Here is a 26427-nt window from a genome sequence, read left to right as displayed (position 1 = left end):
TCACAAATATTAGCAGTGATTTGCAAGGTTTTACAATGCTGGAGGAGGAGTGAAATGGTCGGATGAAGTACCATGAGATGAAAGAACAAGATATTGAAAAGGTCTTGAATACCGACTTTTCTAACGGTCTATCAAGTAGTGATGCGAGAAAACGAATGAAGCAGCAAGGATTTAATGAATTAGATGAAGGGGAAAAACAGTCAGCTATTCTTTTATTTTTTAGTCAATTCAAAGATTTTATGGTTCTTGTTCTATTAGGAGCTGTCTTAATTTCCGGGTTGTTAGGAGAATATATCGATGCGATTGCTATCATTGCCATCGTCATCATTAATGGTTTTCTCGGTTTTTTTCCAGGAGAGGAAAGCGGAGAAATCGTTACAAGCGTTAAAAGAACTGTCTGCCCCACATGTCATGGTCTTGCGAGACGGTGAATGGAGAAAGATCCCATCAAAGGAGCTTGTTCCAGGGGATGTCGTGAAATTTTCCTCAGGGGACAGAATTGGAGCAGATGTAAGAGTAATAGACTCAAAAAGTTTAGAGATCGAAGAATCAGCTTTAACAGGTGAATCTCTTCCAGTATCAAAAACAACTGAAGCGATTGGAAAAGAGAATATTGGTATTGGTGATATGGAAAACATGGCCTTTATGGGTACGATGGTGACGAGAGGTTCAGGGATTGGGGTGGTCGTTGGTACTGGTATGAAGACGGCGATGGGCCAGATTGCAGACCTATTGCAAAATGCGGAGACGATGATTACACCACTTCAAAGAAAACTTCAGCAACTCGGGAAAATCCTTATCATTGTTGCCTTATTACTTACTGTTTTAGTCGTTCTTGTTGGAGTCATCCAAGGACATGATCTTTATACGATGTTTTTAGCAGGTGTTTCACTAGCGGTTGCAGCTATTCCAGAGGGTCTGCCAGCTATCGTTACCGTTGCACTTTCACTGGGAGTCCAACGGATGATTAAGAAAAATGCAATCGTTCGAAAGCTTCCAGCTGTAGAAACATTAGGTTGTGCATCTGTTATTTGTTCTGATAAAACAGGGACGATGACGCAAAACAAGATGACCGTTACGCATCTATGGAGTGGGGGAACGACATGGAGAGTGGACGGGGTAGGCTATAGCCCTAGAGGAAGTTTTTATCGGGGAGATCAGGACAATCCAGTAGATGTGAGCCGTGAAAAATCGATTCAGCAAATGCTGATGTTTGGAATGATGTGTAATCATGCCGTCTTAAAAGAGAATGATCATCATGAATATGTGGTCGACGGTGACCCAACAGAAGGTGCTTTGCTAGTTGCAGCCATGAAGGCAGGTTATAATCGTGATAACCTATTAAAGCAATATAAGATTGTACAAGAGTTTCCATTCGATTCTACTAGAAAGCTAATGTCTATCATTATAAAGGATCAAAATGGGCGTCAATTTATTGTGACGAAAGGTGCCCCAGATGTAATGGTTGGAATTAGCGAATCGATTCTGTGGGAAGGAAAACGTCAGCTTCTTTCGGCAGATAGAAAAAATGAGGTGCAGGCAGCAATCAATGAATTAGCTTCAAATGCACTGCGAACCATTGCAATTGGATTTAAAGAAATACCCGCTAAAACAATGATTCTAGATGAAAAGGAAGCGGAGAAGGATTTAACCTTTATTGGGTTACAAGGGATGATCGACCCGCCAAGACCAGAGGTGAAATTAGCTGTTAAAGAATGCAAGGAAGCGGGAATAAAGACCGTTATGATTACTGGAGATCATTTGATTACAGCGAAGGCAATTGCCACTCAGTTAGGAATTCTAACAAAAGATAAGAAAGTACTAGATGGCAATGCATTATCCAATATGTCAGTCGATGAGTTAGAAGCAGTAGTCGATGAAGTGGCTGTGTTTGCCCGCGTATCACCTGAGCATAAGTTGAAAATTGTTCGTGCTTTCCAAAATCAAGGACATATTGTGGCGATGACAGGGGATGGAGTCAATGATGCTCCTGCCATTAAGACAGCTGATATTGGTGTAGCAATGGGGATTACTGGAACAGATGTGGCAAAGGAAGCATCAGCTCTGGTTTTATTAGATGACAACTTTGCAACGATTAAAGCAGCAATTAAAGAAGGACGCAATATTTATGAAAATGTCCGCAAATTTATTCGTTACTTATTAGCTTCCAATGTAGGTGAAATTCTTGTTATGCTTTTTGCGATGCTTTTGGCATTACCGTTACCGCTCGTACCGATCCAAATTCTCTGGGTTAATCTTGTCACAGATGGCTTGCCAGCAATGGCTTTAGGCCTTGATCAACCAGAAGGAGATGTAATGAAGCGAAAGCCAAGAGATCCGAAAGAAGGGATATTTGCAAGGGGCTTAGGGTGGAAGGTTGTCTCAAGGGGATTCTTAATCGGGCTTGCGACATTGGTTGCCTTTATGATTGCTAATAATGAAAATCCAGACCATTTAGCGTACGCACAAACCGTTGCTTTTGCTACCTTAGTCATGGCACAACTGATTCATGTGTTTGATTGTCGTAGTGAAAAATCGATATTTGCCCGTAATCCTTTCGGAAATATGTATTTAGTTTGGGCTGTTATATCATCTGTCGCCTTAATGTTTGTCGTCATCTATTATCCACCGTTACAACCGATTTTCCATACTGTTCCGATTTTAGCGAAAGATTGGATCATGATTCTCGGTTTAGCTGCTGCACCAACTTTTTTACTGGCGGGAACATTTTTGGCAAGAAAAAGAAAGTAAACTATGTTATAATCCAAAAGGTAATAGAGCGATGGCTCTATTACCTTTTTCAATGGGCTATTTTGTTAAAATACTCTTTAGCAAAACAGATGTATTCAATATCAAAAATTGGATGTGTTACGATGATCGTGAGTATGACAGGCTTTGGCCGTAGTAAAGCAGAACTCGAAACATGTTCTGTGACAGTAGAAATAAAAGCTGTTAATCATCGGTTTCTTGAATTCAATATACGAATGCCTAGACAACTATTGGTGATCGAGGATAAAATCAAGAAAAAAATAGCTGAGCAAGTGACGAGAGGACGAATCGAAGTATTTGTTACCCTAGAAGGTACCGGACACTCCACTTCTAAAGTAGTGGTGGATTGGCAACTGCTTGAACAATATGTTCAATCGATAAAAGCGATTCAGAATAAGTATGAGTTTGCACATGCTATTTCTTTACAGGACGTTCTCCAAAGAAGTGACTTTATTTCAATTGATGAAGATCATGGTGGAAATGAAGAACTAGAACAGCTTGTACTTGATGCAATCGAAAATGCAGCGTTGCAATTAAAGCAAATGCGTATCATTGAAGGGAAGGTCCTTGAAAGCGACATACATAAACAATTGAAACTTTTAAGTGAAAAAGTCATTCTCCTAAGAGAATATGCTCCTAAAGTTGTCAAGCTCTTTGCAGATAGATTGAAGAAGAGAATGGAAGAATTCACGAATGGTTTAATAGATGAAGCGAGAATGGTCAACGAGATTGCCATTTTTGCCGATAAAGTAGATATTAATGAGGAATTGACGAGATTAGAAAGTCATATTAGTCAATTTCAAAAAATCATGAAATTAGCTGAACCGATTGGACGTAAATTGGATTTTCTCCTCCAAGAAATGAATCGTGAGGTGAACACGATAGGTTCAAAAGCAAATGACTCTAGCATCGCTAGAGAAGTCGTCGAAATGAAGAGTTCGCTCGAAAAAATGAAAGAACAAGTTCAAAATATAGAATAGTCCTAGTTTAGAAACAGGCGAGCAAGGTAAAAATAAATAACTGAATTATGGAGGGGAAGCATGTCAATTAAATTAATTAATATCGGCTTTGGAAACATTGTTTCTGCAAACCGAATCATTTCAATAGTTAGTCCAGAGTCAGCTCCAATAAAAAGAATTATCCAGGATGCAAGAGACCGTGGTGTCCTCATTGATGCCACTTATGGAAGAAGAACTCGAGCTGTTATTGTAATGGATAGTGACCATGTGATTCTTTCAGCGGTTCAGCCCGAAACGGTAGCAGCCCGTCTGAATGACCGTGATGAAATTATAGATGAAGGGTAGGTACATTTCATGCAAGAAAAGGGGTTATTAATTGTCTTATCTGGACCCTCTGGAGTCGGGAAAGGTACCGTTAGAAAGGAAATTTTTTCGCAAGAGGACACGGCGTTTGAATATTCCATTTCAATGACCACGCGTTCACCTAGACAGGGAGAAGTGAATGGTGTCGATTATTTCTTTAAGACAAGAGAAGAGTTTGAAGAGCTTATTAAACAAGGTAAGCTCCTTGAATATGCAGAGTTTGTTGGCAATTATTATGGTACACCAGTAGATTATGTTCGAGAGACATTAGATAGAGGAAAAGATGTTTTCCTTGAAATTGAGGTTGAGGGTGCAAAGCAGGTGAGGGAGAAATTTCCTGATGGTTTGTTTATTTTCCTCGTACCACCAAGTTTGTCAGAATTAAAAAACCGCATTACTACCCGAGGAACTGAATCTGAGGAAGTGATCAATAATCGCATGAATGCGGCGAAAGAAGAAATTGAAATGATGCATTTATATGATTATGTCGTAGAAAATGATAAAGTAGAGAATGCGGTAGAGAAAATTAAAGCAATAGTCATTGCAGAGCATCTCCGTAGAGAGCGCGTTGAGCCGAAATATAAAAGAATGCTGGAGGTAAATTAACTATGTTATACCCATCAATAGACTCACTATTAACAAAAATCGATTCCAAGTACTCATTAGTATCAGTAGCTGCTAAAAGAGCTCGTCGTTTATCACAAGATGCACAGCCATACTTAACAAAGTATGTTTCCCATAAACCCGTTGGGAAGGCGTTAGAAGAGATTCATGCGGATGAGTTGACATTCCGTATCGTGAATCATGATGAATCATCTTCAGCTGAATAAATTGGTGGATGAACAACCTAGAAATAGGTTGTTTTTTATTGCCAAAGTAATGTGTAATACGAACACTTGTAAGGTTTTTAAAGCCATTTCGATTATAAAAGATGCAATGAAACGACAATTCTTGCATAATGGAAGAAAGAGCTTGCGTTTTTGAGGGGGAACGATAAATGTTAAATGGAAAAAAAGTATTGCTGTGTGTAACAGGCGGAATTGCAGTCTACAAAGCGGCGGCTTTAACGAGTAAGCTTACACAGGCGGGCGCACAAGTGAAAGTAATTCTTAGTGATTCAGCGGCGAAGTTCGTGACTCCGTTGACCTTTCAGGCATTATCACGCAATGACGTATACATAGATACTTTTGACGAAAAAGATTCAAAGGTGATCGCTCATATCGATTTAGCAGATTGGGCAGATTTAGTCTTGGTTGCCCCTGCTACTGCCAACATTATTGGAAAAATGGCCAACGGTATCGCTGATAATATGGTCACAACGACACTTTTAGCGACGACATCTCCAGTTTGGGTAGCTCCAGCAATGAATGTCCACATGTATGAGCACCCTGCTGTCAAAAAAAATATTGAAACACTTCATCACTTTGGCTATCAATTTATTGAGCCAAGCGAAGGTTACTTAGCGTGTGGATATGTTGGCAAGGGGCGTCTGGAGGAACCAGAAAGAATTGTTGAGTTAATGGAAGCCTATTTTCAGCCACAGCCAGTGATGCTCTATGGAAAAAAAATTGTGGTAACTGCTGGTCCAACCCGTGAAAAGATTGATCCTGTTCGATTTATTTCAAACCACTCAAGTGGAAAAATGGGCTACGCCTTAGCAGAACAAGCCATTCGTTTAGGAGCAGATGTTGTGTTAATTTCAGGACCTGTTTCTGTACAACCACCATTAGGAGCCAAAGTTATTCATGTTGAAAGTGCGGAAGAGATGCTTCAAGCGGTGAGAACAGAATATCCTACAGCTGACATTGTCATTAAAACAGCGGCAGTTGCTGATTATCGTCCAAAGATATCCCATGATGAAAAGGTGAAGAAGAAAGATGGCGAAGAAGTTCTGGAATTAGAGAGGACAACAGACATCTTACTGCAATTAGGAAAAGAGAAAAAAGAGCAAATTCTCATCGGTTTTGCAGCAGAAACTAGCCGTGTTGAGGAATATGCCAGGATGAAGCTTGAGAAGAAAAATGCTGATATGATTGTTGCGAACAATGTGAAGGTGCCAGGAGCAGGCTTTGCAACAGATACGAATATTGTCACCATTTTTAAGCGTGATGGTTCAAAAATAGAACTTCCAATGATGTCAAAACAAGATGTTGCGAGAAGAATTTTAATAGAAGCGAGTCAATACTTAAAGGGTGACGATAAATAATGATTGCTAAAGTAATAGTCGATGTGCCAGCCAAGCAAACGGATCGCACGTTTGATTACAAAATTCCTGAGGCTTTAGAAGAAGTGATAAAACCTGGGATGAGGGTCGTAGTTCCATTTGGACCAAGAACGATCCAAGGTTTTGTTGTAGAGTTAAGCGAGAACTCATCCTTTGCGGAATTAAAAGAAATCGTTGAACCAATGGATCTAGCTCCTGTCTTAAATCAGGAGTTACTGAAACTTGGAGATTGGTTAACCGAACAAACCCTATCTTATAAAATTTCTGCCTTTCAAGTGATGCTCCCAGCAGCTTTAAAGGCAAAATATAAGAAAAAGATTAGAAGACTTGCTCCAGTTGAAAGTCTACCAACGAAAATACAGTCGCTATTTCAACATGATGATATGATCTTGTGGAGTGAGGCTGCCGGCTATTTAAGTGCTTTGCAAAAAGAAGCGGCTAAAGGAACCGTTGAGGTTATATACGAAGTAAAGGAAAGAGTAAAAAAGAAAAAATTGAAATATGTTTCTCCGCTTTTGGATAAGGAAGGGCTTCAACAGGCAAAAGCAAGCTTAGTGGCAACTGCAGAAAAACAACGGGATCTCATTGACCATTTTCTCGACAAGCCTGAAGCGATAGAACTCCGTCAAATTCAATCACTCCTTAATATTTCCTCTCAAACGATTAAAAGTCTTGTTAAAAAGGGAATTTTAGAAGAAAAGGATGTCGAAGTGTATCGCGATCCCTTTGAAGATCGAGTATTTGCCAAAACCGCCCCTTTTCCGTTAACGAATGAACAAGAGAATGCCATCGCTCCTATTTTAGCTACCATTGAAGAAGAGCTACAAAAGGTATTTTTATTGTACGGTGTAACAGGTAGTGGAAAAACGGAAATCTATTTGCAGTCGATCCAGAAAGTGTTAGAGAAAGGCAAAGAAGCGATTGTATTAGTTCCTGAAATCTCTTTGACACCGCAAATGGTGAAAAGATTCAAGGGGAGATTTGGCGATGCGGTGGCTGTTCTCCATAGTGGGCTATCTTCAGGAGAAAAATATGATGAATGGCGGAGAATCGAACGTAAGGAAGTAAAAGTAGTCGTTGGGGCGAGATCTGCTATATTTGCGCCATTTGAACATTTAGGGATTATTATCATTGATGAAGAGCATGAGACAAGTTATAAGCAGGAAGATAATCCGCGTTATCATGCTAGAGATGTGGCAATTGAACGTTCCCTTTACCATCAATGTCCAGTCATTTTAGGAAGTGCAACACCAACATTAGAAACATTTGCCCGTGCCCAAAAGGGGGTATATGAGTTACTAACATTACCTAAAAGAATGAATAATCAATCATTACCTTCTGTGCAAATCGTCGACATGAGAGAAGAGCTTAGAGATGGAAATCGTTCCATGTTTTCAAGAACGTTAATTGAAGGATTGAAAGAGCGACTTGAAAAAAAACAACAGATTGTTCTGTTTTTAAATAAAAGAGGGCACTCTTCCTTCGTTATGTGCCGTGATTGTGGCTATGTAGTTAATTGCCCGAATTGTGATATTTCCCTTACATATCACCGCTTTAATCAGCAAATGAAATGCCATTACTGTGGTTATGAAGCACCTGTCCCTCAGCGCTGTCCGGAATGCAATAGCGAGCATATACGTTATTTTGGAACAGGGACACAAAAGGTCGAGGAAGAGCTTGGCAAAGTATTGCCAGAGGCAAGAGTGATTAGAATGGATGTAGATACGACAAGTCGAAAGGGTTCACATGAACGATTATTAACTGAATTTGAAGAAGGAAAGGCAGATATCCTTCTTGGTACACAAATGATCGCTAAGGGTCTTGACTTCCCCAATATTACGCTCGTTGGTGTGCTTTCAGCAGATACGATGCTGCACTTGCCAGACTTCCGGTCTTCCGAAAAGACATTTCAACTTTTAACACAGGTTAGTGGAAGAGCGGGGAGGCATGAGTTGCCTGGAGAAGTCATTATCCAGACATACACGCCAGAACATTATAGTATTGAATTAGCTTCTGAGCAAAATTTTGATCGCTTTTTTGAAAGGGAAATGATGGTTCGTAAATCCCATCAATATCCACCGTATTATTATATTGCTCTGATTACAGTATCCCATGAAAACGTAGCGATGGTAGCTTCTATCACAGACAAGATTGCAAAGTTTGTCCAATCTAAGCTATCGAGAGAATCTCATGTCCTTGGTCCTGTTGCTTCACCGATCTCCCGGATCAAAAATAGATATCGCTATCAATGTTTGATAAAATACAAACGTGAACCAGAATTAAACAAAACATTAAAGACGGTGCTCGAGCATTACCAACAAGATATCGTCTCAAAAGGTTTGCAAATTTCGATTGATGTAAATCCTTATATTTTAATGTAATCAGGTTGTTAAAAAAGTTTTATGAGAAATGAATCGTTAATGGAGGAAATGAGTTGACTGTAAAAGCCATTGTGACATATCCTGCTGAAATATTGGAGCAGGAATGTGAGCCAGTAAAGGTATTTGATAAAAAATTAGCAAAGTTATTAAATGATATGTATGAAACGATGATTGAATTTGATGGCGTTGGACTTGCTGCACCACAAATAGGTGTGAACAAGCAAATCGCCATTGTTGATATAGATGATGACACAGGCACAATTGAACTGATTAACCCAGAAATTCTTGAAACATCTGGAGAACAAAATGGCGTGGAAGGGTGCCTGAGTTTTCCTGGTCTTTATGGGGAAGTTGCGAGACCCTATTACGTAAAGGTTAAAGCCCTTGATCGTAAAGGCAAGCCGTTCGTATTTGAAGCAGAAGACTATTTAGCTCGTGCAATACAGCATGAAATCGATCATCTGCATGGAATCTTATTTACGTCAAAAGTTAGTCGATATTTAGAAGAAGAAGAGTTAGAGGAAGTGGAGCAAAATGACTAAAATCGTTTTTATGGGAACACCAGATTTTTCTGTTCCTGTTTTACAACAAATTATTGAAGATGGCTTTGAAGTGATTGGAGTGGTGACACAGCCAGATCGTCCTGTAGGAAGAAAAAAAGTGTTAACTCCTCCACCGGTGAAAGTTGAAGCTGAAAAACATGGAATCCCTGTTTTTCAGCCAGAAAAAATTCGCCAAAGGGAAGCATTAGAACCCATTTTGGCACTTCATCCAGATTTGATCGTAACGGCAGCCTTTGGGCAAATTTTACCGAAAGAACTGCTAGATGCCCCGAAGTTTGGCTGTATTAATGTCCATGCATCGCTATTACCAGAATTAAGAGGTGGTGCCCCTATGCATTACGCAATCGTGCAAGGGAAAGAGAAGACAGGGATTACGATTATGTATATGGTTGAAAAACTTGATGCTGGAGATATGCTCACGCAAGTAGAGGTTCCAATTACAGAAACAGATACGGTTGGCACATTGCATGACAAACTAAGTTCTGCAGGTGCAAAACTACTATCGGAAACCTTACCAAAGCTTTTGAAGGGGGAATTAAAGGCAACTCCTCAAAAGGAAGAAGAAGCGACCTTTGCTTATACGATCAAACGAGAGCAAGAGAAGATTGATTGGACGAAAACAGGAGAAGCTATTTATAACCATGTGAGAGGTTTTAATCCATGGCCTGTTGCATATACCACTCATTTAGGCACTGTGATGAAAATTTGGTGGGTGGAAAAATGTCATACTTCTTCAACAAAACTCCCAGGTGAAATCATGGCGATAGAAGAGGATGGATTCATTGTCGCAACAGGTAATGAAACAGCTGTGAAAATCATCGAGCTCCAACCATCTGGAAAAAAACGAATGAAAGCTAGCGATTTTTTAAGAGGGGCAAAGGTAGTCGTTGGAGACAGATTAGGAGAATAGAATGAGTCAGTCAAACAATGTAAGAGAAGGTGCTCTTAGGATTTTAGAACAGATTGAGAAAAATCAATCTTACAGCAATCTTCTATTAAATAATGAGATCAAGAAAAATCAAATCAATTCTAAGGATATCGGACTATTAACCGAATTAGTATATGGAACATTACAGCGAAGAATGACACTAGACTTTTATTTGCAGCCTTTTTTAAAAAAAGCTCGTAAATTGGAGTTGTGGGTTCGACAGTTACTGAGATTGACTGTTTATCAAATGGTCTATCTAGATAAAATCCCCGACCGTGCTGCGATTTATGAGGCTGTTGAAATGGCAAAGAGGCGAGGTCACAAAGGGATATCAAGTATGGTCAATGGAGTGTTAAGATCTATTCAAAGAGAAGGCGTCCCCAGTCTTGAAGACATAAGTGACCCAGTCGAACGCCTTTCCATTAGTACAAGTCACCCGTCTTGGTTGGTGCAACGTTGGGTCAATCAACTAGGTTATGAGCGAGCAAAGGAAATGTGCGAGATGAATTTAACAGCACCTCTTCAAACAGCGCGCATCAATACGACAAAAACAAATCGCAAAGCATGTATGGAAATGCTCCAAGAGGAAGGGTATCAAGTTGAGGCGAGTTCTGTTATTCCTGAAGCGATCAGATGTTTAAAAGGAAATTTAGCAAACTCACAAGCATTTAAGGACGGACTATTAACGATACAAGATGAAAGTTCGATGATCGTTGCATATGCCTTAGGTGTACAACAAGATGAAGAAATATTGGATGCTTGCGCTGCTCCTGGAGGGAAAACGACTCATATTGCCGAAAAGCTTAATCAAACAGGTAAGGTCTTTTCATTAGACCTTCATGATCATAAAGTAAAGCTTATCGCTCAAAATGCCAGTCGTTTACAATTAACGAATATTGAGACAAAAGCATTGGATAGTCGTAAAGTGCAAGAACATTTCAAAGAAGAAAGCTTTGATCGTATTCTTCTAGATGCACCTTGCTCCGGATTCGGGGTCATGAGAAGAAAACCGGATATGAAGTACACGAAAAAAGAAACAGATGTTGATCAGCTTCAAGAGATTCAGTTGCAACTTTTGAAATCTGTCACACCTTTATTGAAAAAAGGTGGTATTCTTGTTTATAGTACATGTACAGTGGATGAAACTGAGAATGGGGCTGTTGTTGAAAAGTTTTTGGGTGAGAATAAAGAATTTATTGGAGATATTGGACTGAAAGGTCGACTTCCAGAAACGATCCAACCGCTTTGCGATGAGTTCACATTGCAAATTTTGCCGCAGGATTTTGGCTCAGATGGATTTTATATAGCCGCATTAAGAAGATTAAATTCGTAAATACTCGTTTATTGTTGACAATAAACAGAAACAATGTTGATGTAGAGGCATAGAAAGAAGGTGTAGGAAATGGAACAAACAACAAGAGTGAAAAAACAAACAACAAATCAGAAACCATCCATTTATTCCTTACAATTACATGAATTAAAAGAATGGTTAGTAGAAAGAAACGAAAAGGCATTTAGAGGGGAACAAATTTTTGACTGGTTATATATAAAAAGAATTACCACGTTTGAGGATATGACCAATCTTTCAAAAGGGCTACGAGAAAAGCTTGCTGAGCATTTCACGATTACGACTCTAAATACACTCATACAGCAAACTTCGGCCGATGGAACGATCAAATTCCTATTTGAGCTTCATGATGGATTTTCGATTGAGACCGTCCTTATGAGACATGAGTATGGGAACTCTGTCTGTGTCACTACTCAAGTAGGATGTAGAATTGGTTGTACATTTTGTGCATCCACCCTTGGCGGTTTAAAAAGAAATTTAGAAGCAGGAGAAATTGTTTCCCAAGTTGTTAAGGTGCAACAAGCATTAGATGAATCAGATGAGCGTGTCAGCTCTGTCGTGATTATGGGAATTGGAGAACCGTTTGATAATTTTGACTCCATGATGTCATTCTTAAAAATTATCAATCATGACAAAGGCTTAAATATCGGTGCCCGTCATATTACGGTTTCAACAAGTGGAATCATACCTAAAATTTACAAATTTGCTGATGAGAACTTACAAATCAACTTTGCGATCTCTCTTCATGCTCCAAACACGGAGATCAGAAGTAAATTAATGCCGATTAATCGTGCTTATAAGCTCCCAGATTTAATGGAAGCCGTTAAGTATTATATTAATAAAACAGGACGTAGAGTAAGCTTTGAGTATGGTCTCTTTGGTGGAGTAAATGACCAAGTGGAGCATGCAGAAGAGCTTGCAAAACTGATAAAAGGTATCAAATGTCATGTCAATTTAATTCCTGTTAATTACGTACCTGAAAGAGATTATGTGCGAACTCCAAAGGAACAAATTTTCTTATTTGAAAAAACATTAAAGCAGCATGGTGTCAACGTAACGATAAGAAGAGAACAAGGACATGATATTGATGCTGCATGTGGACAACTACGTGCGAAGGAGCGAAAAGAGGAGACGAGGTGACTGGTAAAGTGAAGTCTATTTATATGACTGACAAAGGGAGAGTCCGCCAAAATAATGAAGATAATGGCGGGGTGTTTGAAAATAAGCATGGTCAACGCCTCGCGATTGTTGCTGACGGGATGGGCGGTCATCGCGCTGGGGATGTCGCTAGCGAAATGACGGTCACGACCTTACAATCATTGTGGGAGCAGAGTGAAGCGATTGAAACAGCCGATCAAGCAGAAATTTGGTTAAGGACTAATATTATAGAAGTCAATAACAAGATATTTGAGCATGCCAGAGTGAACTCTGAATGTGATGGAATGGGAACAACGATTGAAGCTGTTATTGTGACAGAGCTTTTTACGACTGTTGCACATGTGGGAGATAGTCGTAGTTACATACTTAATTCGAGTGGTTTTAAGCAATTAACCGAAGACCATACATTGGTTCACGAATTGGTCCGCACGGGTCAAATTTCTGAAGAAGATGCTGAGCATCACCCGAGAAAAAATGTCATTTTACGTGCCCTCGGAACAGAACTTGAGATAAAAATTGATATAAAAACAATTATGTTCGAGGAAGAAGATTATCTTTTATTATGTTCTGATGGACTTTCTAATAAAGTCTCAAACGATGAGATGAACGAGATTTTAAGCGGCGATGGAACGTTAGAAGAAAAGGCGACTAAATTAATCAATCTAGCAAATGAAAATGGTGGCGAAGACAACATCACCCTTGTCATTTTAGAATTTGACGAAGGTCATGAAAGAGGGTGATGTGAATGTTGATCGGTAAAAGAATTAGTGGTCGCTACAAAGTCCTCGATATGATTGGCGGAGGAGGTATGGCGAACGTTTATTTAGCCCATGACATGATTCTTGATCGGGATGTAGCCGTGAAAGTACTCCGTCTTGACTTTTCCAATGATGAAGAATTTATTCGTCGTTTTCATCGTGAGGCCCAATCTGCGACAAGCCTAGCACATCCTAATATCGTAAATATTTACGATGTAGGGGAAGAAGATTCGATTTATTATATTGTGATGGAATATGTAGATGGGCAGACGTTAAAGCAATACATTCAGCAGCATTCTCCAGTGAGGGTTGAAACCGTATTAGACATCATGCAACAGCTAACTTCCGCCATTTCCCATGCGCATCAAAACCATATCGTGCACCGGGATGTTAAACCGCATAATATATTAGTTGATCGAGATGGCAATGTGAAGATTACTGATTTTGGGATTGCGATGGCATTAAGTGCAACTAGTATAACGCAAACGAATTCGGTACTAGGTTCTGTTCACTATTTATCACCAGAACAAGCACGTGGAGGAATGGCAAATAAAAAATCTGATATTTATTCACTAGGGATTGTGATGTTTGAATTATTAACTGGAAGACTCCCATTCTCAGGTGAATCAGCTGTTTCGATTGCTTTAAAGCATCTTCAATCAGAAACACCGTCGATTCGCCGTTGGTATCCATCGATTCCACAAAGTGTTGAAAACATTGTCTTGAAGGCGACAGCAAAAGACCCGTTTCATCGCTATGATAGTGCTGAAGAAATGGAGCATGATTTAAGAACGGCGTTAGACCCATCTAGAATGAATGAGGAACGATTTATTCTTCCTGAAGATAACGATGCAACAAAGGCGATTCCTGTTATTACGAATGACCGTCCATACGGAAACCTAGACGAAACGATCGTTCATGGAAAAGAAACAACTCAACCTGATTCAGTGGCTGAACAAAATGAGAATGGGAACAAGAAGGCGAAAAATAAAGACAAGCAGAAAAAGAAACGGAAGAAATGGCCTATCATTCTAGTTTCTGTTTTCATCGTCCTTATTATACTCGCTATTTCAGTTGTGACGATCTTACCAGATTTGTTGGCGCCAGAAGAAGTGGAAGTACCTGATGTAGCAACGAAGGAATTGGAAGAAGCGATTGAAGAACTTGTGGGATTAGGGTTTGTGATTGGCGATACGAATGAGCTTCCAGATGATGAAATTGAGGAAGGACACGTGATTAGAACGGATCCGAAAGCTGGTCAATTACATAAAGAAGGTACGTCAATTGATCTTTTTGTAAGTACTGGAAAAGAAAAAGTAGAGTTACTCGACTATACTGGACGCAGTTTTGATGACGTTTATCAGTTATTAGATGGTCGAGAGCGTAAATTCAAGGATATAGTCAAGAATGAAGTAAATAATGATGAAGTGCCTGCCGGTGTCATTATTGAACAATCTTATACCCCAGGTGACCAAGTTATACCTGAGGATACGGTTCTTGAATTTACTGTAAGTAAAGGTCCAGAAATCGTCAAACTGAAGGACTTATCCGGTTATAATGCCAAGGGCTTGGAGGAATATGCAGCTTCTGTCGGGTTGTTTGTAGACATTGCAAAGGAAGAATTTCACGATTCAGTCGATAAAGGGTTGGTCATCTCTCAAGATCCGAAAGCAGGTTCAGAATTGAAAAAAGGAGACAGAGTATCTGTCACAATTTCGAAAGGTAAAGAAGAAATCCCGCCCAAGGATGTTGTCGAAGAAATAGCGATTCCTTATGAGCCAACTGAAGAGGGCGCACCACAGACCGTACAAATTTTTATCGATGATATGAATAATAGTAGTACAGTCCCATTTGATACATTTGAAATAACGGAACCTAGAACAATGACGATCACATTGAAAATTGCCCATGATCGTAAAGCTGGTTACCAAGTCATTGTTGACGGTCGGGTCATTATTACTAAATCGGTGCCATATCCAGAGGGTTAGTAAAAATTTTCATTATCAGAACTTCGCTATGTACTTCAGAAGTGTAGAGGGAATTATTGAACGCCTTTTCACTTCTGAATACGAATAAAAGGAGTGTATATATGCCTGAGGGCAAAATTATTAAGGCGCTAGCTGGTTTCTATTATGTTTTAACGAAAGATAAAAGAATGGTTCAATGCAGGGGTCGAGGTGTTTTTCGAAAGAAGAAGATAACACCACTTGTAGGGGATGAAGTGGTATTCCAAGCTGATAATGACACAGAAGGATACATTCTCGAAATTAAAGAACGAAAGAATGAACTTGTCCGCCCACCGATCGCAAATGTCGATCAAGCTATTTTGATTTTTTCTGCCGTTGAGCCGGATTTTAGCACAGCATTATTGGATCGCTTTCTCGTACTAATAGAATTTAATCGAATTCGTCCAATTATTTGTATATCTAAAATCGATTTAATTAACGAAGTGGAACGGGAGCGCATCATGACTTATGTCAAAGACTATGAAAGTGCAGGCTATCATGTCTTATTAACTTCCTCTGTGACAGAGGATGGTGTGGAAAAACTTCTCCCATTGTTAGAGGATGAAATTTCCGTTTTTGCAGGCCAATCGGGCGTAGGAAAATCTTCTTTGCTTAATGTGTTGAAGCCGGATTTAGAGCTTGAGACGAATATGATTTCTTCCCATTTGGGGCGGGGAAAGCATACAACTCGCCATGTAGAGCTCATTGAGATCGGTGCCGGATTGGTAGCTGACACTCCTGGGTTTAGTTCTTTGGAATTTATGGAACTCGAAATGGAAGATTTAAATTATTGTTTTCCCGAAATTGAAAAAGCAAGTGAATCATGTAAATTTAGAGGCTGTTTGCATATGCAAGAACCAAAATGTGCGGTCAAAGAAGCGGTAGAAGCAGGAGATATTCCAGATTATCGTTATGAGCATTACAAACAGTTTTTGCAAGAAATAAAAGAGAGAAAGCCGAGGTATTAGTTATGGTGAAAATCGCACCTTCGATATTATCCGCTGATTTTTCCAAATTGGGTGAAGAGATCAAGGATGTTGAACGAGGCGGAGCAGACTATATCCATGTCGATGTGATGGATGGTCATTTTGTTCCGAATATTACAATTGGACCACTTATTGTGGAGGCGATTCGGCCAGTAACAACTCTTCCTTTAGATGTCCATCTCATGATCGAGAAACCTGATCAATATGTAGAAGCATTTGCAAAAGCAGGAGCAGATATTATAACGGTTCATGTCGAAGCATGTAATCATCTTCATCGTACCATTCAAAATATTAAATCTCATGGGGTTAAAGCAGGTGTTGTTTTGAATCCAGCTACCTCTGTTGAAATGATTAAACCGATCATTGACGATGTTGATATGGTCCTCTTAATGACGGTCAATCCAGGTTTTGGAGGACAAAAATTTATCCATTCGGTACTTCCGAAAATTAAGGAAGTGAAAGAAATCATAGAGGCAAGAGGCTTGAAGACTGAGATAGAGGTCGATGGTGGTGTGAACGAAAAGACGGCCAAACTCTGTATAGAGGCAGGAGCAAATGTCCTTGTTGCAGGCTCCGCAATCTATAACGAAACCGATCGAAAGCGTGCTATTGAAGGATTAAGAGGATAATTTCGAAAAGCTCAATGTCAAAGTCAGCTGTCAAAAAGCTGGCTTTTTTCATAGATTTTTCTATGGTAGCAGGTAATTAATCATAGTAAGAGGGTGGAGGTATGAATATTAATATTGTCGCAGGTGGTCCTGTAGAACATCTGCCAGCACTGACAGAGTTTACAAAGGATAGTATGTGGATTGGGGTAGACAAAGGTGTTGCAATCCTCTTAAATAATGGGATCCAACCAGACTATGCTTTTGGTGATTTTGATTCAGTGACAGAACAAGAATGGAATTTGATTCGTTCGAAGGTGAAAAATATTCGAACATTTAAGCCGGAGAAGGATGAACCAGATATGGAACTTGCCATTAACTGGGCATTAGCTCAGAACGCAGAAAAAATTCGCATCTTCGGTGGGACTGGAGGAAGATTGGATCATTTTCTTGGCAATCTACAATTAATCATTAGGCCCCTTTTAAAGGACATAAGTTGTGACATCGAGATCATTGATAGGCAAAATATTATTTTTGCGAAAGGACCGGGGCGTCACCAAATAGAGAAGAATGAGAATAAAAAATTCATTTCATTTATCCCTTTTTCCAGCGATATCGAAGGGCTAACGCTTATCGGTTTTAAATATCCATTAAAAGATCGTCATATTCCGCTTACTTCCACACTATGTATTAGTAATGAACTTATTAAGGATTATGGTACTTTTTCTTTTACGAAAGGCATATTATTGGTTGTAAGGAGCAATGATTAACTAATTTTACTTGTAAGAATATAATAGTTAGGGCATTACGTAGTAGTTGTATGCGTGAGATGGTAAGGAGGGACATGATGAAATTTTATACAATTAAACTTCCGAAATTTCTTGGTGGCATCGTCCGGGCCATGTTGGGAACATTCAAAAAGGGCTAATGTAAAACAACGAGAAAAGCAAACTTTATGCACCTCATAATCTTGATGAGGTGTTTTTTCCTGTGGAGAAAAATGTAATTTTGAGAAATGGGACAAACTAATGCTAGGTAGACTTCTGGCAAAAAGAAAAGAGCATCTATGTGGATGCTCTCAACTTACTTATACGCGTTCAACTTTACCTGATTTAAGCGCTCTTGCAGAAACCCAAACACGCTTAGGCTTACCGTTAACAAGAATACGTACTTTTTGAAGGTTTGCACCCCATGTACGCTTGTTTGCGTTCATAGCGTGAGAACGTGCATTACCTGAAGTTGTTTTTTTACCAGTGATAACACATTGACGTGGCATATTTATTTCCCCCCTTACTATGAAAGGCGTATCATTTCAACCTATACATTGTGCGCAATGAATCTTGCCATTTTTAATTTAATGCGAAAAATTAGCAAACATTTTTCGACCATTAAAAGATACTTTAATAATTTATCATACAAACATTCGGATTGCAATAGGGATATAGAAGAGTTTCAAGAAAATTACCTTGACAGCATTGTTTTGTGAATAGATAATGGCAAATGGATGGTTTGATCCAGTCTTCTTTTCATTTAGAGTTCCTTCATAGCACTTTCAAATTTGAAATCATTATAGTAAAATGGCTATAGTTGAAATAATTTCATAATACTTGTTCAAGTAATGCCTTTTATGGGTATAGTACATTATGAAGATCAACTCAGTTGGATGGATTCCATCAAGGATCGTCATTTAAAACGGAGTAATTTCCAAAGGGGGAAGACCTGTGTCCATTGAATTGAAAACGAACTACGGACAAATTGATATTTCAAATGATGTAATTGCTACAATTGCAGGTGGAGCAGCAGTTGACTGTTATGGTATAGTAGGAATGGCGTCAAAACATCAAATTAAAGATGGATTAACTGACATACTACGTAGGGAAAATTTCACACGTGGTGTCATCGTTCGCCAAGAAAATGACGATGTGCATATTGATATGTATATTATCGTAAGTTATGGAACGAAAATTTCCGAAGTAGCACACAATGTTCAATCTAAAGTACGATATACATTGGACAAGACGGTCGGACTTAGTGTGGAATCGGTAAATATATTTGTTCAAGGCGTTCGTGTTACGAACCCGTAGTGAGGAGGAAGTTTAGTGTCTATGAAAACTTTAGACGGGAAACGTTTTGCAGAAATGATCGCCGTTGGGGCGAATCATTTGTCCGCAAATGCTAAATATGTGGATGCGTTAAACGTTTTTCCTGTTCCAGATGGAGATACTGGAACGAATATGAACTTATCGATGACTTCTGGTGCAAAGGAAGTTAGAAATAATGTTCAGGACCATATCGGACGAGTTGGTCTTGCTTTATCGAAAGGTCTCCTAATGGGAGCGCGTGGTAATTCGGGGGTTATCCTTTCTCAATTATTTCGTGGATTCTCAAAATTTATTGAGCAAAAAAGTGAAATCAATGCGACTGAATTTGCTCAAGCATTTGAAGCGGGTGTACAAACAGCATATAAAGCAGTTATGAAGCCTGTTGAAGGTACTATTCTTACGGTCGCTAAGGATGCAGCTAAGCATGCAGTCGAAGCCGCCGTACAAAATGATGATATCGTGAAGATCATGGAAGAGGTTGTTAAAGAGGCGAAGGCATCGCTAAAAAGAACCCCTGATTTACTGCCAGTTTTAAAAGAGGTCGGAGTGGTAGACAGTGGTGGTCAAGGGCTTGTATTTGTCTATGAAGGTTTCTTAGCTAACTTAAAAGGTGAACAATTACCTGAAACTCCATCTGAATTGCCGAGCATGGATGAGCTTGTTAATGCCGAACATCATATGAATGTTCAAGGTCATATTAACACAGAGGATATTGAATTTGGCTATTGTACAGAGTTTATGGTTAAATTTGAATCTGAAAAGCTTTCCCAAAATCCATTTTCAGAAGAAGACTTTCGTCAGGATTTGAGTAAATATGGTGATTCCTTATTAGTTATTGCTGATGAGAACGTTGTTAAAGTACATATTCACTCAGAGCAACCAGGGACTTGTTTATCTTATGGACAAAAATATGGTAGCTTAATCAACATGAAAATAGAAAATATGCGTGAGCAGCACACCAATATTGTTGGTGAGCAGCATCGTGCTGAGGCGCCTGTGAAACGGGCGGAAAAGCTTGAATATGGGATTGTGACCGTGTCCATGGGAAGTGGGATCGCTGAGTTATTTAGAAGTATTGGTGCCCATGCTGTCATTGAGGGTGGCCAAACAATGAATCCAAGTACAGAGGACATTGTAAAAGCGATCAAAGAGATCAATGCTGAAAAGGTCATCATCATGCCAAATAATAAGAACATAATTATGGCGGCAGAACAAGCGGCAGAGGTTTCTGAAGAAGATGTTATCGTTGTTCCAACGAAAACGGTTCCTCAAGGTTTGGCTGCACTTCTTGCTTTTAACCCAACTGCTGATCTTTTAGCCAATAAAGAAGGTATGACAGAAGCGTTCAGTCATGTAAAAACAGGACAAATTACTTATGCTGTCCGCGATACGAATATTGACGGCATAGAGATTGAAAAAGATGATTACATGGGCATCGCTGATGGTAAAATTGTCTTAAAAAACAAGGTACTGTCTGCAGCTGCAATTGAACTGCTTAAAAATATGCTTGATGAAGATTCTGAGATCTTGACGATACTAAAAGGTGAAGATGCGACAGATGAAGATGTTCAATCAGTGATTGAATTTGTTGAGCAACAGTTTGAAGATGTAGAAATTGAAGTGCATGATGGGAAACAGCCGTTATATGCATTTATTTTCTCCATCGAGTAATTCCATACCCTTCTAAATGATAACCAACAAAAAGCATGGCTAAATTAGTCATGCTTTTGTGATTATCAAAAGTTAAGGAGGAACTAAAAGGTGAGCGAAGATAGAAATTTAAAACAATCAATCACTGTCATTAAAGGGATTGGCGAAGAGACAGCAGAAGCACTTGCTGACATGAATATATTTTCTGTTGAAGACCTTCTTGAGCATTATCCATTTCGCTATGAAGATTATCGCCTGAAGGATTTAACGGAAGTAAAGCATGAAGAGAGGTTAACACTTGAAGGGAAAGTACAAAGTGAGCCATCTCTCGTTTATTATGGGAGAAAGAAATCCCGTTTAACGATAAAACTATTAGTGGACCATTTTTTAATTCAAGTGATCTTCTTTAATCAGCCGTACTTAAAGAATAAGATTCAGCTGAATGATACGATTCAAGTAACTGGGAAATGGGATATGCATCGCCGCACGATTACAGCCTCAGAAATGAAAATGGGTCCATCCAACAATAAGGAGACCTTATCTCCTGTTTATAATGTAAAAGGAAGCGTAACGATAAAAGGAATCCGTCGTTTTTTACAATTAGCCATTCAACAATTTGGTGATCAAATTGTTGAAACATTGCCACCGCATCTTCTATCAAAGTATCGCCTTCCAAGTAGGAAAGAATCATTGAGAATGATTCATTTCCCTTCTCATGATCAAGACATAAAACAGGCAAGAAGAAGGATTGTTTACGAGGAGTTTCTTTACTTTCAATTAAAGATGCAAGCATTGCGGAAGTTTGAAAGAGAACAGTCACAAGGGGTTATTCAAAACTATGACTTGAAAAAGCTTAAAGGATTTCTTGACTCACTACCTTTCCCGTTAACGAATGCCCAAAAAAGAGTCGTAAATGAAATATTGTCCGACATGAAATCGCCGTATCGAATGAGTAGACTCCTTCAAGGGGATGTTGGTTCTGGAAAAACCGTTGTAGCAGCCATTGGTCTTTTTGCTAGCATTTCAGCTGGTTTTCAAGGTGCACTTATGGTACCGACAGAAATCTTGGCAGAACAGCATGCCGACTCATTGAAAGAGCTCCTTTTTCCATTTAATATTCACTGCGAACTTTTGACAAGCTCTGTCAAAGGAAAACGGCGGAAGGAAATCTTGGAACGACTACAGATTGGTGAAATTGATGTTTTGATTGGCACCCATGCTTTGATTCAAGATGAGGTACATTTCCATAAGCTTGGCCTTGTCATTACAGATGAACAACATCGTTTTGGAGTGGGACAGCGGAAAGTTCTACGAGAAAAAGGGGAGAACCCTGATGTGCTCTTCATGACAGCAACGCCAATCCCGAGAACGCTTGCGATTACCGTTTTTGGGGAAATGGATGTCTCGATCATTGATGAAATGCCTGCGGGGAGAAAATCGATTGAAACGTATTGGGCAAAGCACGATATGCTCGATCGAGTGCTGGTCTTTATGGAAAAGGAATTATCAAAAGGTAGACAAGCCTATGTTATCTGTCCGTTGATTGAAGAATCAGATAAGCTTGACGTGCAAAATGCAATAGATGTACATGCAACTCTTATCACCTACTTTCAAGGAAGATATGATGTTGGATTAATGCATGGTCGCTTAAGTGCAGATGAGAAAGATACTGTCATGAAAGCATTTAGTCAAAATGAACTTCAGGTGCTTGTCTCCACAACAGTTGTAGAAGTCGGTGTAAATGTACCGAATGCAACCCTGATGATCATCTATGATGCAGAACGTTTTGGATTAGCGCAGCTTCACCAGCTTCGGGGTCGAGTAGGGCGCGGGAGTGAACAATCCTATTGCATTTTACTTGCCAACCCTAAAACGGAAATTGGGAAAGAACGTATGCAAATTATGACGGAGACGAACGATGGTTTCGTTTTAAGTGAAAAGGATTTGGAATTAAGAGGTCCTGGAGACTTTTTCGGTAAAAAACAAAGTGGTGTTCCAGAGTTTAAGCTTGCGGACATGGTCCATGATTATCGTACACTGGAAACAGCAAGAAATGATGCGACGCTCATGATTCAATCAGAAGAATTCTGGCAATCTCAAGCGTATGCAGCTTTACGTGAATATCTTCATAAATCTGACGTATTAAAAGGTGAAAAGCTAGATTAAAAGGGTTTGTCCTTAAAAGTTACTTGTTCGAATAGATTGCAAGAAGATTTCCTTCTTGCAATCTGCATTTTTTAATCATATACTACTATTAGTACCTAGTCTTAATATCTTGGACGGTGTCATAAATGAGAAGAAATAAAAGGGAACGGCAAGCGTTATTAACAGAGACAATCAAGGAAAATCCGTTTATCACAGATGAAGAGCTTGCGGATAAATTTACCGTTAGTGTTCAAACGATTCGATTGGATCGATTAGAATTATCAATCCCTGAATTAAGAGAAAGAATAAAGAATGTTGCTGAAAGAACGTTTGAAGATGAGGTTCGTTCATTGCCTATAGACGAAGTGATTGGGGAAATTATTGATATGGATTTAGACCAATCAGCAATTTCCATTTTGGATATTCGCAAAGAACATGTGTTCAAGCGAAATCAAATTGCTAGAGGACATCATCTATTTGCGCAAGCGAACTCATTGGCAGTAGCTGTCATTAATGACGAACTTGCGTTAACAGCCAAAGCGAATATTCGTTTTACCCGTTCAGTCAAAGAGGGAGAAAGAGTCGTTGCTAAAGCAAAGGTCATTCATATTGATGAAGACAATGGGCGTACACTAGTTGAAGTAACGAGCTTTGTAAATAGTGAGATTGTTTTCAAAGGTGATTTTGAGATGTATCGCTCCCATGTTTAATTCAATGATTTAGTTAACTTACTTTTAATATAAGGAATGAGACATAAATGAAAATAGCGATAGATGCTATGGGCGGTGACAATGCTCCAAAGGAGATTGTCCTCGGAGCAATGAAAGCCATTGAGGCATTTTCTGATTTAGACATTATCTTAGTCGGTGATGAAAACAAGATTAAAGAACATCTTTCTAAAGATGAAAGAATAACGATTGTACATACAGAAGAAGTGATATTAGGGACAGACGAGCCCGTTCGTGCAGTGAGAAGGAAGAAGAACGCCTCAATGGTATTAGCGGCAAAGCTAGTAGCAGACGGTGAAGCTGATGGTTGTATTTCTGCAGGAAACACAGGTGCCTTAATGGCAGCCGGATTATTTGTTGTTGGACGTATTGAAGGGATTGATAGACCAGCCCTTTCGCCAACCTTGCCAACGATCGGTGGAGAAGGATTTCTTTTACTCGATGTCGGAGCAAATGTGGATGCGAAGCCGGAGCATTTGTTACAAAATGCGATTATGGGATCGATCTATTGTGAAAAAGTAAGAGGCGTTACGAATCCCCGTGTCGGTCTCTTAAATATTGGAACAGAAGAGAAAAAAGGCAATGAATTGGCCAAACAGACATTTGAATTACTGCAAGCCTCTAATCTCAACTTTATCGGCAACATAGAAGCTCGCGATTTATTAGAAGGTGTAACAGATGTCGCTGTGACGGATGGGTTTACAGGTAATATGGTTTTAAAAACGATCGAAGGAACAGCGATGTCGGTGTTTAGCATGCTTAAGACGGCCCTTTCAAGTGATTTTAAATCAAAGCTGGCAGCTGCTGTCTTAATGCCTAACTTAAGAGCGCTAAAGTCAAAAATGGATTATTCGGAGTACGGTGGTGCTGGATTATTTGGACTAAAGGCTCCTGTGATTAAAGCACATGGGTCGTCTGATGCGAACTCCCTTTATAATGCAGTTCGACAAACCCGTGAGATGGTACAGAAGGAAGTTACAAAAACGATTAAAGAAATGATTGAAGAAAACTCAAATTAATCTACAAAAAGGAGATTTTTCATGGGCAAAATTGCTTTTATATTTCCAGGACAAGGTTCCCAAACTGTCGGAATGGGACAAACTCTCGCCGAGAAGAATGAATCGGTGCGTTCCATTTTTCTAAAAGCGGATAATAAATTAGGTTTTGGCCTTTCAAATCTCATTTTTGAAGGTCCTCAGGAAGAATTAACGTTAACCACGAATGCGCAACCAGCCTTATTAACTACGAGCATTGCTATTTTAAACTTTTTTAAACAAGCAGGTATTGAAGCTGATTATGTCGCTGGACATAGCCTTGGAGAGTATACCGCCCTTGTAGCAGCAGGTGCACTATCTTTTGAAGATGGGGTTTACGCTGTCCGCAAAAGAGGAGAATGTATGGAAGAAGCTGTGCCAAATCGTGAAGGAACGATGGCCGCAGTTCTTGGATTAGAGCGACATGAGTTAGAGAAGGTGACAGATGAAATTACGCAAGCTGGCGATCCTGTCCAACTCGCCAATATTAATTGTCCAGGTCAAATCGTCATTTCCGGTTCACGACATGGTGTCGAATTGGCATCCGTTAAGGCGAAAGAAGCTGGTGCAAAAAGAGTTCTACCTCTTGAGGTTAGTGGACCTTTTCATTCAAGCTTAATGAAACCCGCATCTGATAAATTATCTGCAGTGCTTGATGAAGTGGATATTCATGAAGCTAACATTCCTGTCATTGCGAATGTTTCCGCTACAGCAATGACAAATCCAAGTGATATAAAAGAGAAGCTCATTAAGCAATTATATTCCCCTGTACAATGGGAAGATTCCGTTAAGAAAATGATTGAGCTCGGCGTTGATACCTTTATCGAGATTGGTCCTGGAAAGGTTTTGTCCGGGTTAGTGAGAAAAATTGACCGTAATGTGAAGACTTACGCTATTTCGGACGAAGAAAGCTTTAAAACTGTGTATGAAGCCCTAAAGGAGGGAGTACAATGAAGATTGAAGGTAAGAATGCCTTAGTGACTGGTGCATCTAGAGGAATAGGAAGAGAAATCGCCCTTGAACTTGCTAGACAAGGTGCTAATGTTGCTGTCAATTATGCTGGTAGTGAACAAATGGCAAACGAAGTAGTGGACGAGATTAAATCTTTAGGTCGCAAAGCATTTGCTATTCAAGCAAATGTTGCAGACGGAGATGCTGTTTCGAACATGATGAAGGAAGTAGTTGACCGCTTTGGTAGTATTGATATTTTAGTAAACAATGCAGGGATTACTAGAGATAATCTACTTATGCGTATGAAAGAAGAAGATTGGGATGCTGTCATTGATACGAATCTAAAGGGAGTATTCCTTTGTACTAAAGCAGTGACTCGTCCAATGATGAAGCAACGAAACGGAAGAATTATCAACATTTCTTCTATCGTTGGTGTCGGTGGAAATGCTGGACAAGCAAATTATGTGGCAGCAAAAGCGGGTGTGATCGGGTTAACGAAGACGACTGCAAAAGAGTTAGCTTCACGAGGAATCACTGTTAATGCAGTTGCACCTGGCTTTATTACGACGGATATGACCGACAAACTAAATGAAGATGTGCAAGCTGAAATGCTCAAACAAATTCCACTTGCACGCTTAGGTGAACCACAAGATATCGCCAAAGTGGTTGTGTTTTTAGCTTCAGAAGACAGCCGTTATATGACAGGTCAAACCCTGCACGTAGACGGTGGAATGATTATGTAGTTTTATTTTAATATAAAATCAACTAT

Annotated in this window: 24 protein-coding genes and 1 pseudogene; 24 read left to right on the top strand and 1 reads right to left on the bottom strand. The window is 39.5% G+C overall.

Annotated features, from left to right (window positions below; translation table 11 throughout):
- The first annotated feature begins 62 nt into the window (after positions 1–62).
- The 17 genes and pseudogenes from BMSHG_RS25625 (at position 63) to spoVM (ending at position 17976) form a co-directional block, all read left to right on the top strand.
- Positions 63–2751: pseudogene (locus BMSHG_RS25625) on the top strand (calcium-translocating P-type ATPase, SERCA-type).
- 122 nt (positions 2752–2873) lie between these two features.
- On the top strand, positions 2874–3749 hold the full coding sequence (locus BMSHG_RS02435; RefSeq protein WP_019152842.1) for a YicC/YloC family endoribonuclease: 876 nt from the start codon (positions 2874–2876) through the stop codon (positions 3747–3749).
- A 60-nt stretch (positions 3750–3809) separates the two neighbouring features.
- Positions 3810–4073, top strand: a complete 264-nt coding sequence (gene remA, locus BMSHG_RS02430) for an extracellular matrix/biofilm regulator RemA (RefSeq protein WP_019152841.1) — start codon at positions 3810–3812, stop codon at positions 4071–4073.
- 9 nt (positions 4074–4082) lie between these two features.
- Entirely contained in the window at positions 4083–4697 is a 615-nt protein-coding gene (gene gmk / locus BMSHG_RS02425) for a guanylate kinase (RefSeq protein ID WP_019152840.1), read from the top strand.
- A gap of 2 nt (positions 4698–4699) precedes the next feature.
- Positions 4700–4921 carry a DNA-directed RNA polymerase subunit omega gene (gene rpoZ, locus BMSHG_RS02420; RefSeq protein WP_019152839.1) on the top strand — a complete coding sequence of 74 codons (222 nt, stop codon included), beginning with the start codon at positions 4700–4702 and terminating at the stop codon, positions 4919–4921.
- A 167-nt stretch (positions 4922–5088) separates the two neighbouring features.
- Positions 5089–6297, top strand: a complete 1209-nt coding sequence (coaBC, locus tag BMSHG_RS02415) for a bifunctional phosphopantothenoylcysteine decarboxylase/phosphopantothenate--cysteine ligase CoaBC (RefSeq protein WP_019152838.1) — start codon at positions 5089–5091, stop codon at positions 6295–6297.
- Positions 6294–8696, top strand: a complete 2403-nt coding sequence (priA, locus tag BMSHG_RS02410; protein WP_026073297.1) for a primosomal protein N' — start codon at positions 6294–6296, stop codon at positions 8694–8696. The genes coaBC and priA overlap by 4 nt, the downstream gene beginning before the upstream one ends.
- 53 nt (positions 8697–8749) lie before the next feature.
- Positions 8750–9238, top strand: a complete 489-nt coding sequence (gene def / locus BMSHG_RS02405; protein ID WP_019152836.1) for a peptide deformylase — start codon at positions 8750–8752, stop codon at positions 9236–9238.
- On the top strand, positions 9231–10169 hold the full coding sequence (gene fmt, locus BMSHG_RS02400; protein WP_019152835.1) for a methionyl-tRNA formyltransferase: 939 nt from the start codon (positions 9231–9233) through the stop codon (positions 10167–10169). The genes def and fmt overlap by 8 nt, the downstream gene beginning before the upstream one ends.
- Before the next feature lies 1 nt (position 10170).
- Positions 10171–11520: a 16S rRNA (cytosine(967)-C(5))-methyltransferase RsmB gene (gene rsmB, locus BMSHG_RS02395; protein WP_019152834.1), complete on the top strand. Its 1350-nt coding sequence runs from the start codon at positions 10171–10173 to the stop codon at positions 11518–11520.
- Between the two features lie 69 nt (positions 11521–11589).
- Positions 11590–12675 (top strand): 23S rRNA (adenine(2503)-C(2))-methyltransferase RlmN, encoded by a 1086-nt coding sequence (gene rlmN / locus BMSHG_RS02390; RefSeq protein ID WP_019152833.1) that lies wholly within the window; start codon positions 11590–11592, stop codon positions 12673–12675.
- Between the two features lie 8 nt (positions 12676–12683).
- Positions 12684–13433: a Stp1/IreP family PP2C-type Ser/Thr phosphatase gene (locus BMSHG_RS02385; protein WP_026073296.1), complete on the top strand. Its 750-nt coding sequence runs from the start codon at positions 12684–12686 to the stop codon at positions 13431–13433.
- 5 nt (positions 13434–13438) lie between these two features.
- On the top strand, positions 13439–15439 hold the full coding sequence (pknB, locus tag BMSHG_RS02380) for a Stk1 family PASTA domain-containing Ser/Thr kinase (RefSeq protein ID WP_019152831.1): 2001 nt from the start codon (positions 13439–13441) through the stop codon (positions 15437–15439).
- 101 nt (positions 15440–15540) lie between these two features.
- The gene (gene rsgA / locus BMSHG_RS02375; RefSeq protein WP_019152830.1) at positions 15541–16425 is read left to right on the top strand and encodes a ribosome small subunit-dependent GTPase A; all 885 of its coding nucleotides are present in this window, start codon (positions 15541–15543) and stop codon (positions 16423–16425) included.
- Positions 16426–16427: 2 nt separating this feature from the next.
- Entirely contained in the window at positions 16428–17072 is a 645-nt protein-coding gene (gene rpe / locus BMSHG_RS02370; protein ID WP_019152829.1) for a ribulose-phosphate 3-epimerase, read from the top strand.
- 101 nt (positions 17073–17173) lie between these two features.
- Positions 17174–17818 (top strand): thiamine diphosphokinase, encoded by a 645-nt coding sequence (locus BMSHG_RS02365; RefSeq protein WP_019152828.1) that lies wholly within the window; start codon positions 17174–17176, stop codon positions 17816–17818.
- A 77-nt stretch (positions 17819–17895) separates the two neighbouring features.
- A complete protein-coding gene (gene spoVM / locus BMSHG_RS25620; RefSeq protein ID WP_017551496.1) occupies positions 17896–17976 on the top strand; it encodes a stage V sporulation protein SpoVM in 81 nt (26 codons plus the stop codon).
- A 159-nt stretch (positions 17977–18135) separates the two neighbouring features.
- Here the strand turns inward: spoVM and rpmB are convergent, their stop codons facing one another.
- A complete protein-coding gene (rpmB, locus tag BMSHG_RS02355; protein WP_019152827.1) occupies positions 18136–18324 on the bottom strand; it encodes a 50S ribosomal protein L28 in 189 nt (62 codons plus the stop codon).
- Between the two features lie 445 nt (positions 18325–18769).
- On the opposite strand from rpmB, the gene BMSHG_RS02350 reads away from it, so the two are divergent.
- The 7 genes from BMSHG_RS02350 to fabG all read left to right on the top strand — a co-directional run bounded on the left by BMSHG_RS02350 (position 18770) and on the right by fabG (position 26401).
- Positions 18770–19132: an Asp23/Gls24 family envelope stress response protein gene (locus BMSHG_RS02350; RefSeq protein WP_019152826.1), complete on the top strand. Its 363-nt coding sequence runs from the start codon at positions 18770–18772 to the stop codon at positions 19130–19132.
- A 15-nt stretch (positions 19133–19147) separates the two neighbouring features.
- Entirely contained in the window at positions 19148–20821 is a 1674-nt protein-coding gene (locus BMSHG_RS02345; RefSeq protein ID WP_019152825.1) for a DAK2 domain-containing protein, read from the top strand.
- Positions 20822–20911: 90 nt separating this feature from the next.
- Positions 20912–22966: an ATP-dependent DNA helicase RecG gene (gene recG, locus BMSHG_RS02340; protein WP_019152824.1), complete on the top strand. Its 2055-nt coding sequence runs from the start codon at positions 20912–20914 to the stop codon at positions 22964–22966.
- Between the two features lie 125 nt (positions 22967–23091).
- Positions 23092–23655: a transcription factor FapR gene (gene fapR, locus BMSHG_RS02335; RefSeq protein ID WP_019152823.1), complete on the top strand. Its 564-nt coding sequence runs from the start codon at positions 23092–23094 to the stop codon at positions 23653–23655.
- 47 nt (positions 23656–23702) lie between these two features.
- Complete coding sequence (plsX, locus tag BMSHG_RS02330; RefSeq protein ID WP_019152822.1) at positions 23703–24692, top strand: phosphate acyltransferase PlsX; 990 nt, start codon at positions 23703–23705, stop codon at positions 24690–24692.
- Between the two features lie 21 nt (positions 24693–24713).
- A complete protein-coding gene (gene fabD, locus BMSHG_RS02325; RefSeq protein ID WP_019152821.1) occupies positions 24714–25661 on the top strand; it encodes an ACP S-malonyltransferase in 948 nt (315 codons plus the stop codon).
- A complete protein-coding gene (fabG, locus tag BMSHG_RS02320; protein ID WP_019152820.1) occupies positions 25658–26401 on the top strand; it encodes a 3-oxoacyl-[acyl-carrier-protein] reductase in 744 nt (247 codons plus the stop codon). The genes fabD and fabG overlap by 4 nt, the downstream gene beginning before the upstream one ends.
- Positions 26402–26427: the final 26 nt, after the last annotated feature.

This window comes from Robertmurraya massiliosenegalensis JC6 (assembly GCF_000311725.1).
In the GTDB taxonomy this organism is placed as follows: domain Bacteria; phylum Bacillota; class Bacilli; order Bacillales; family Cytobacillaceae; genus Robertmurraya; species Robertmurraya massiliosenegalensis.
The sequence above is the reverse complement of the archived record's forward strand: the minus strand, read 5'-3'. Positions and strand labels throughout refer to the sequence as shown.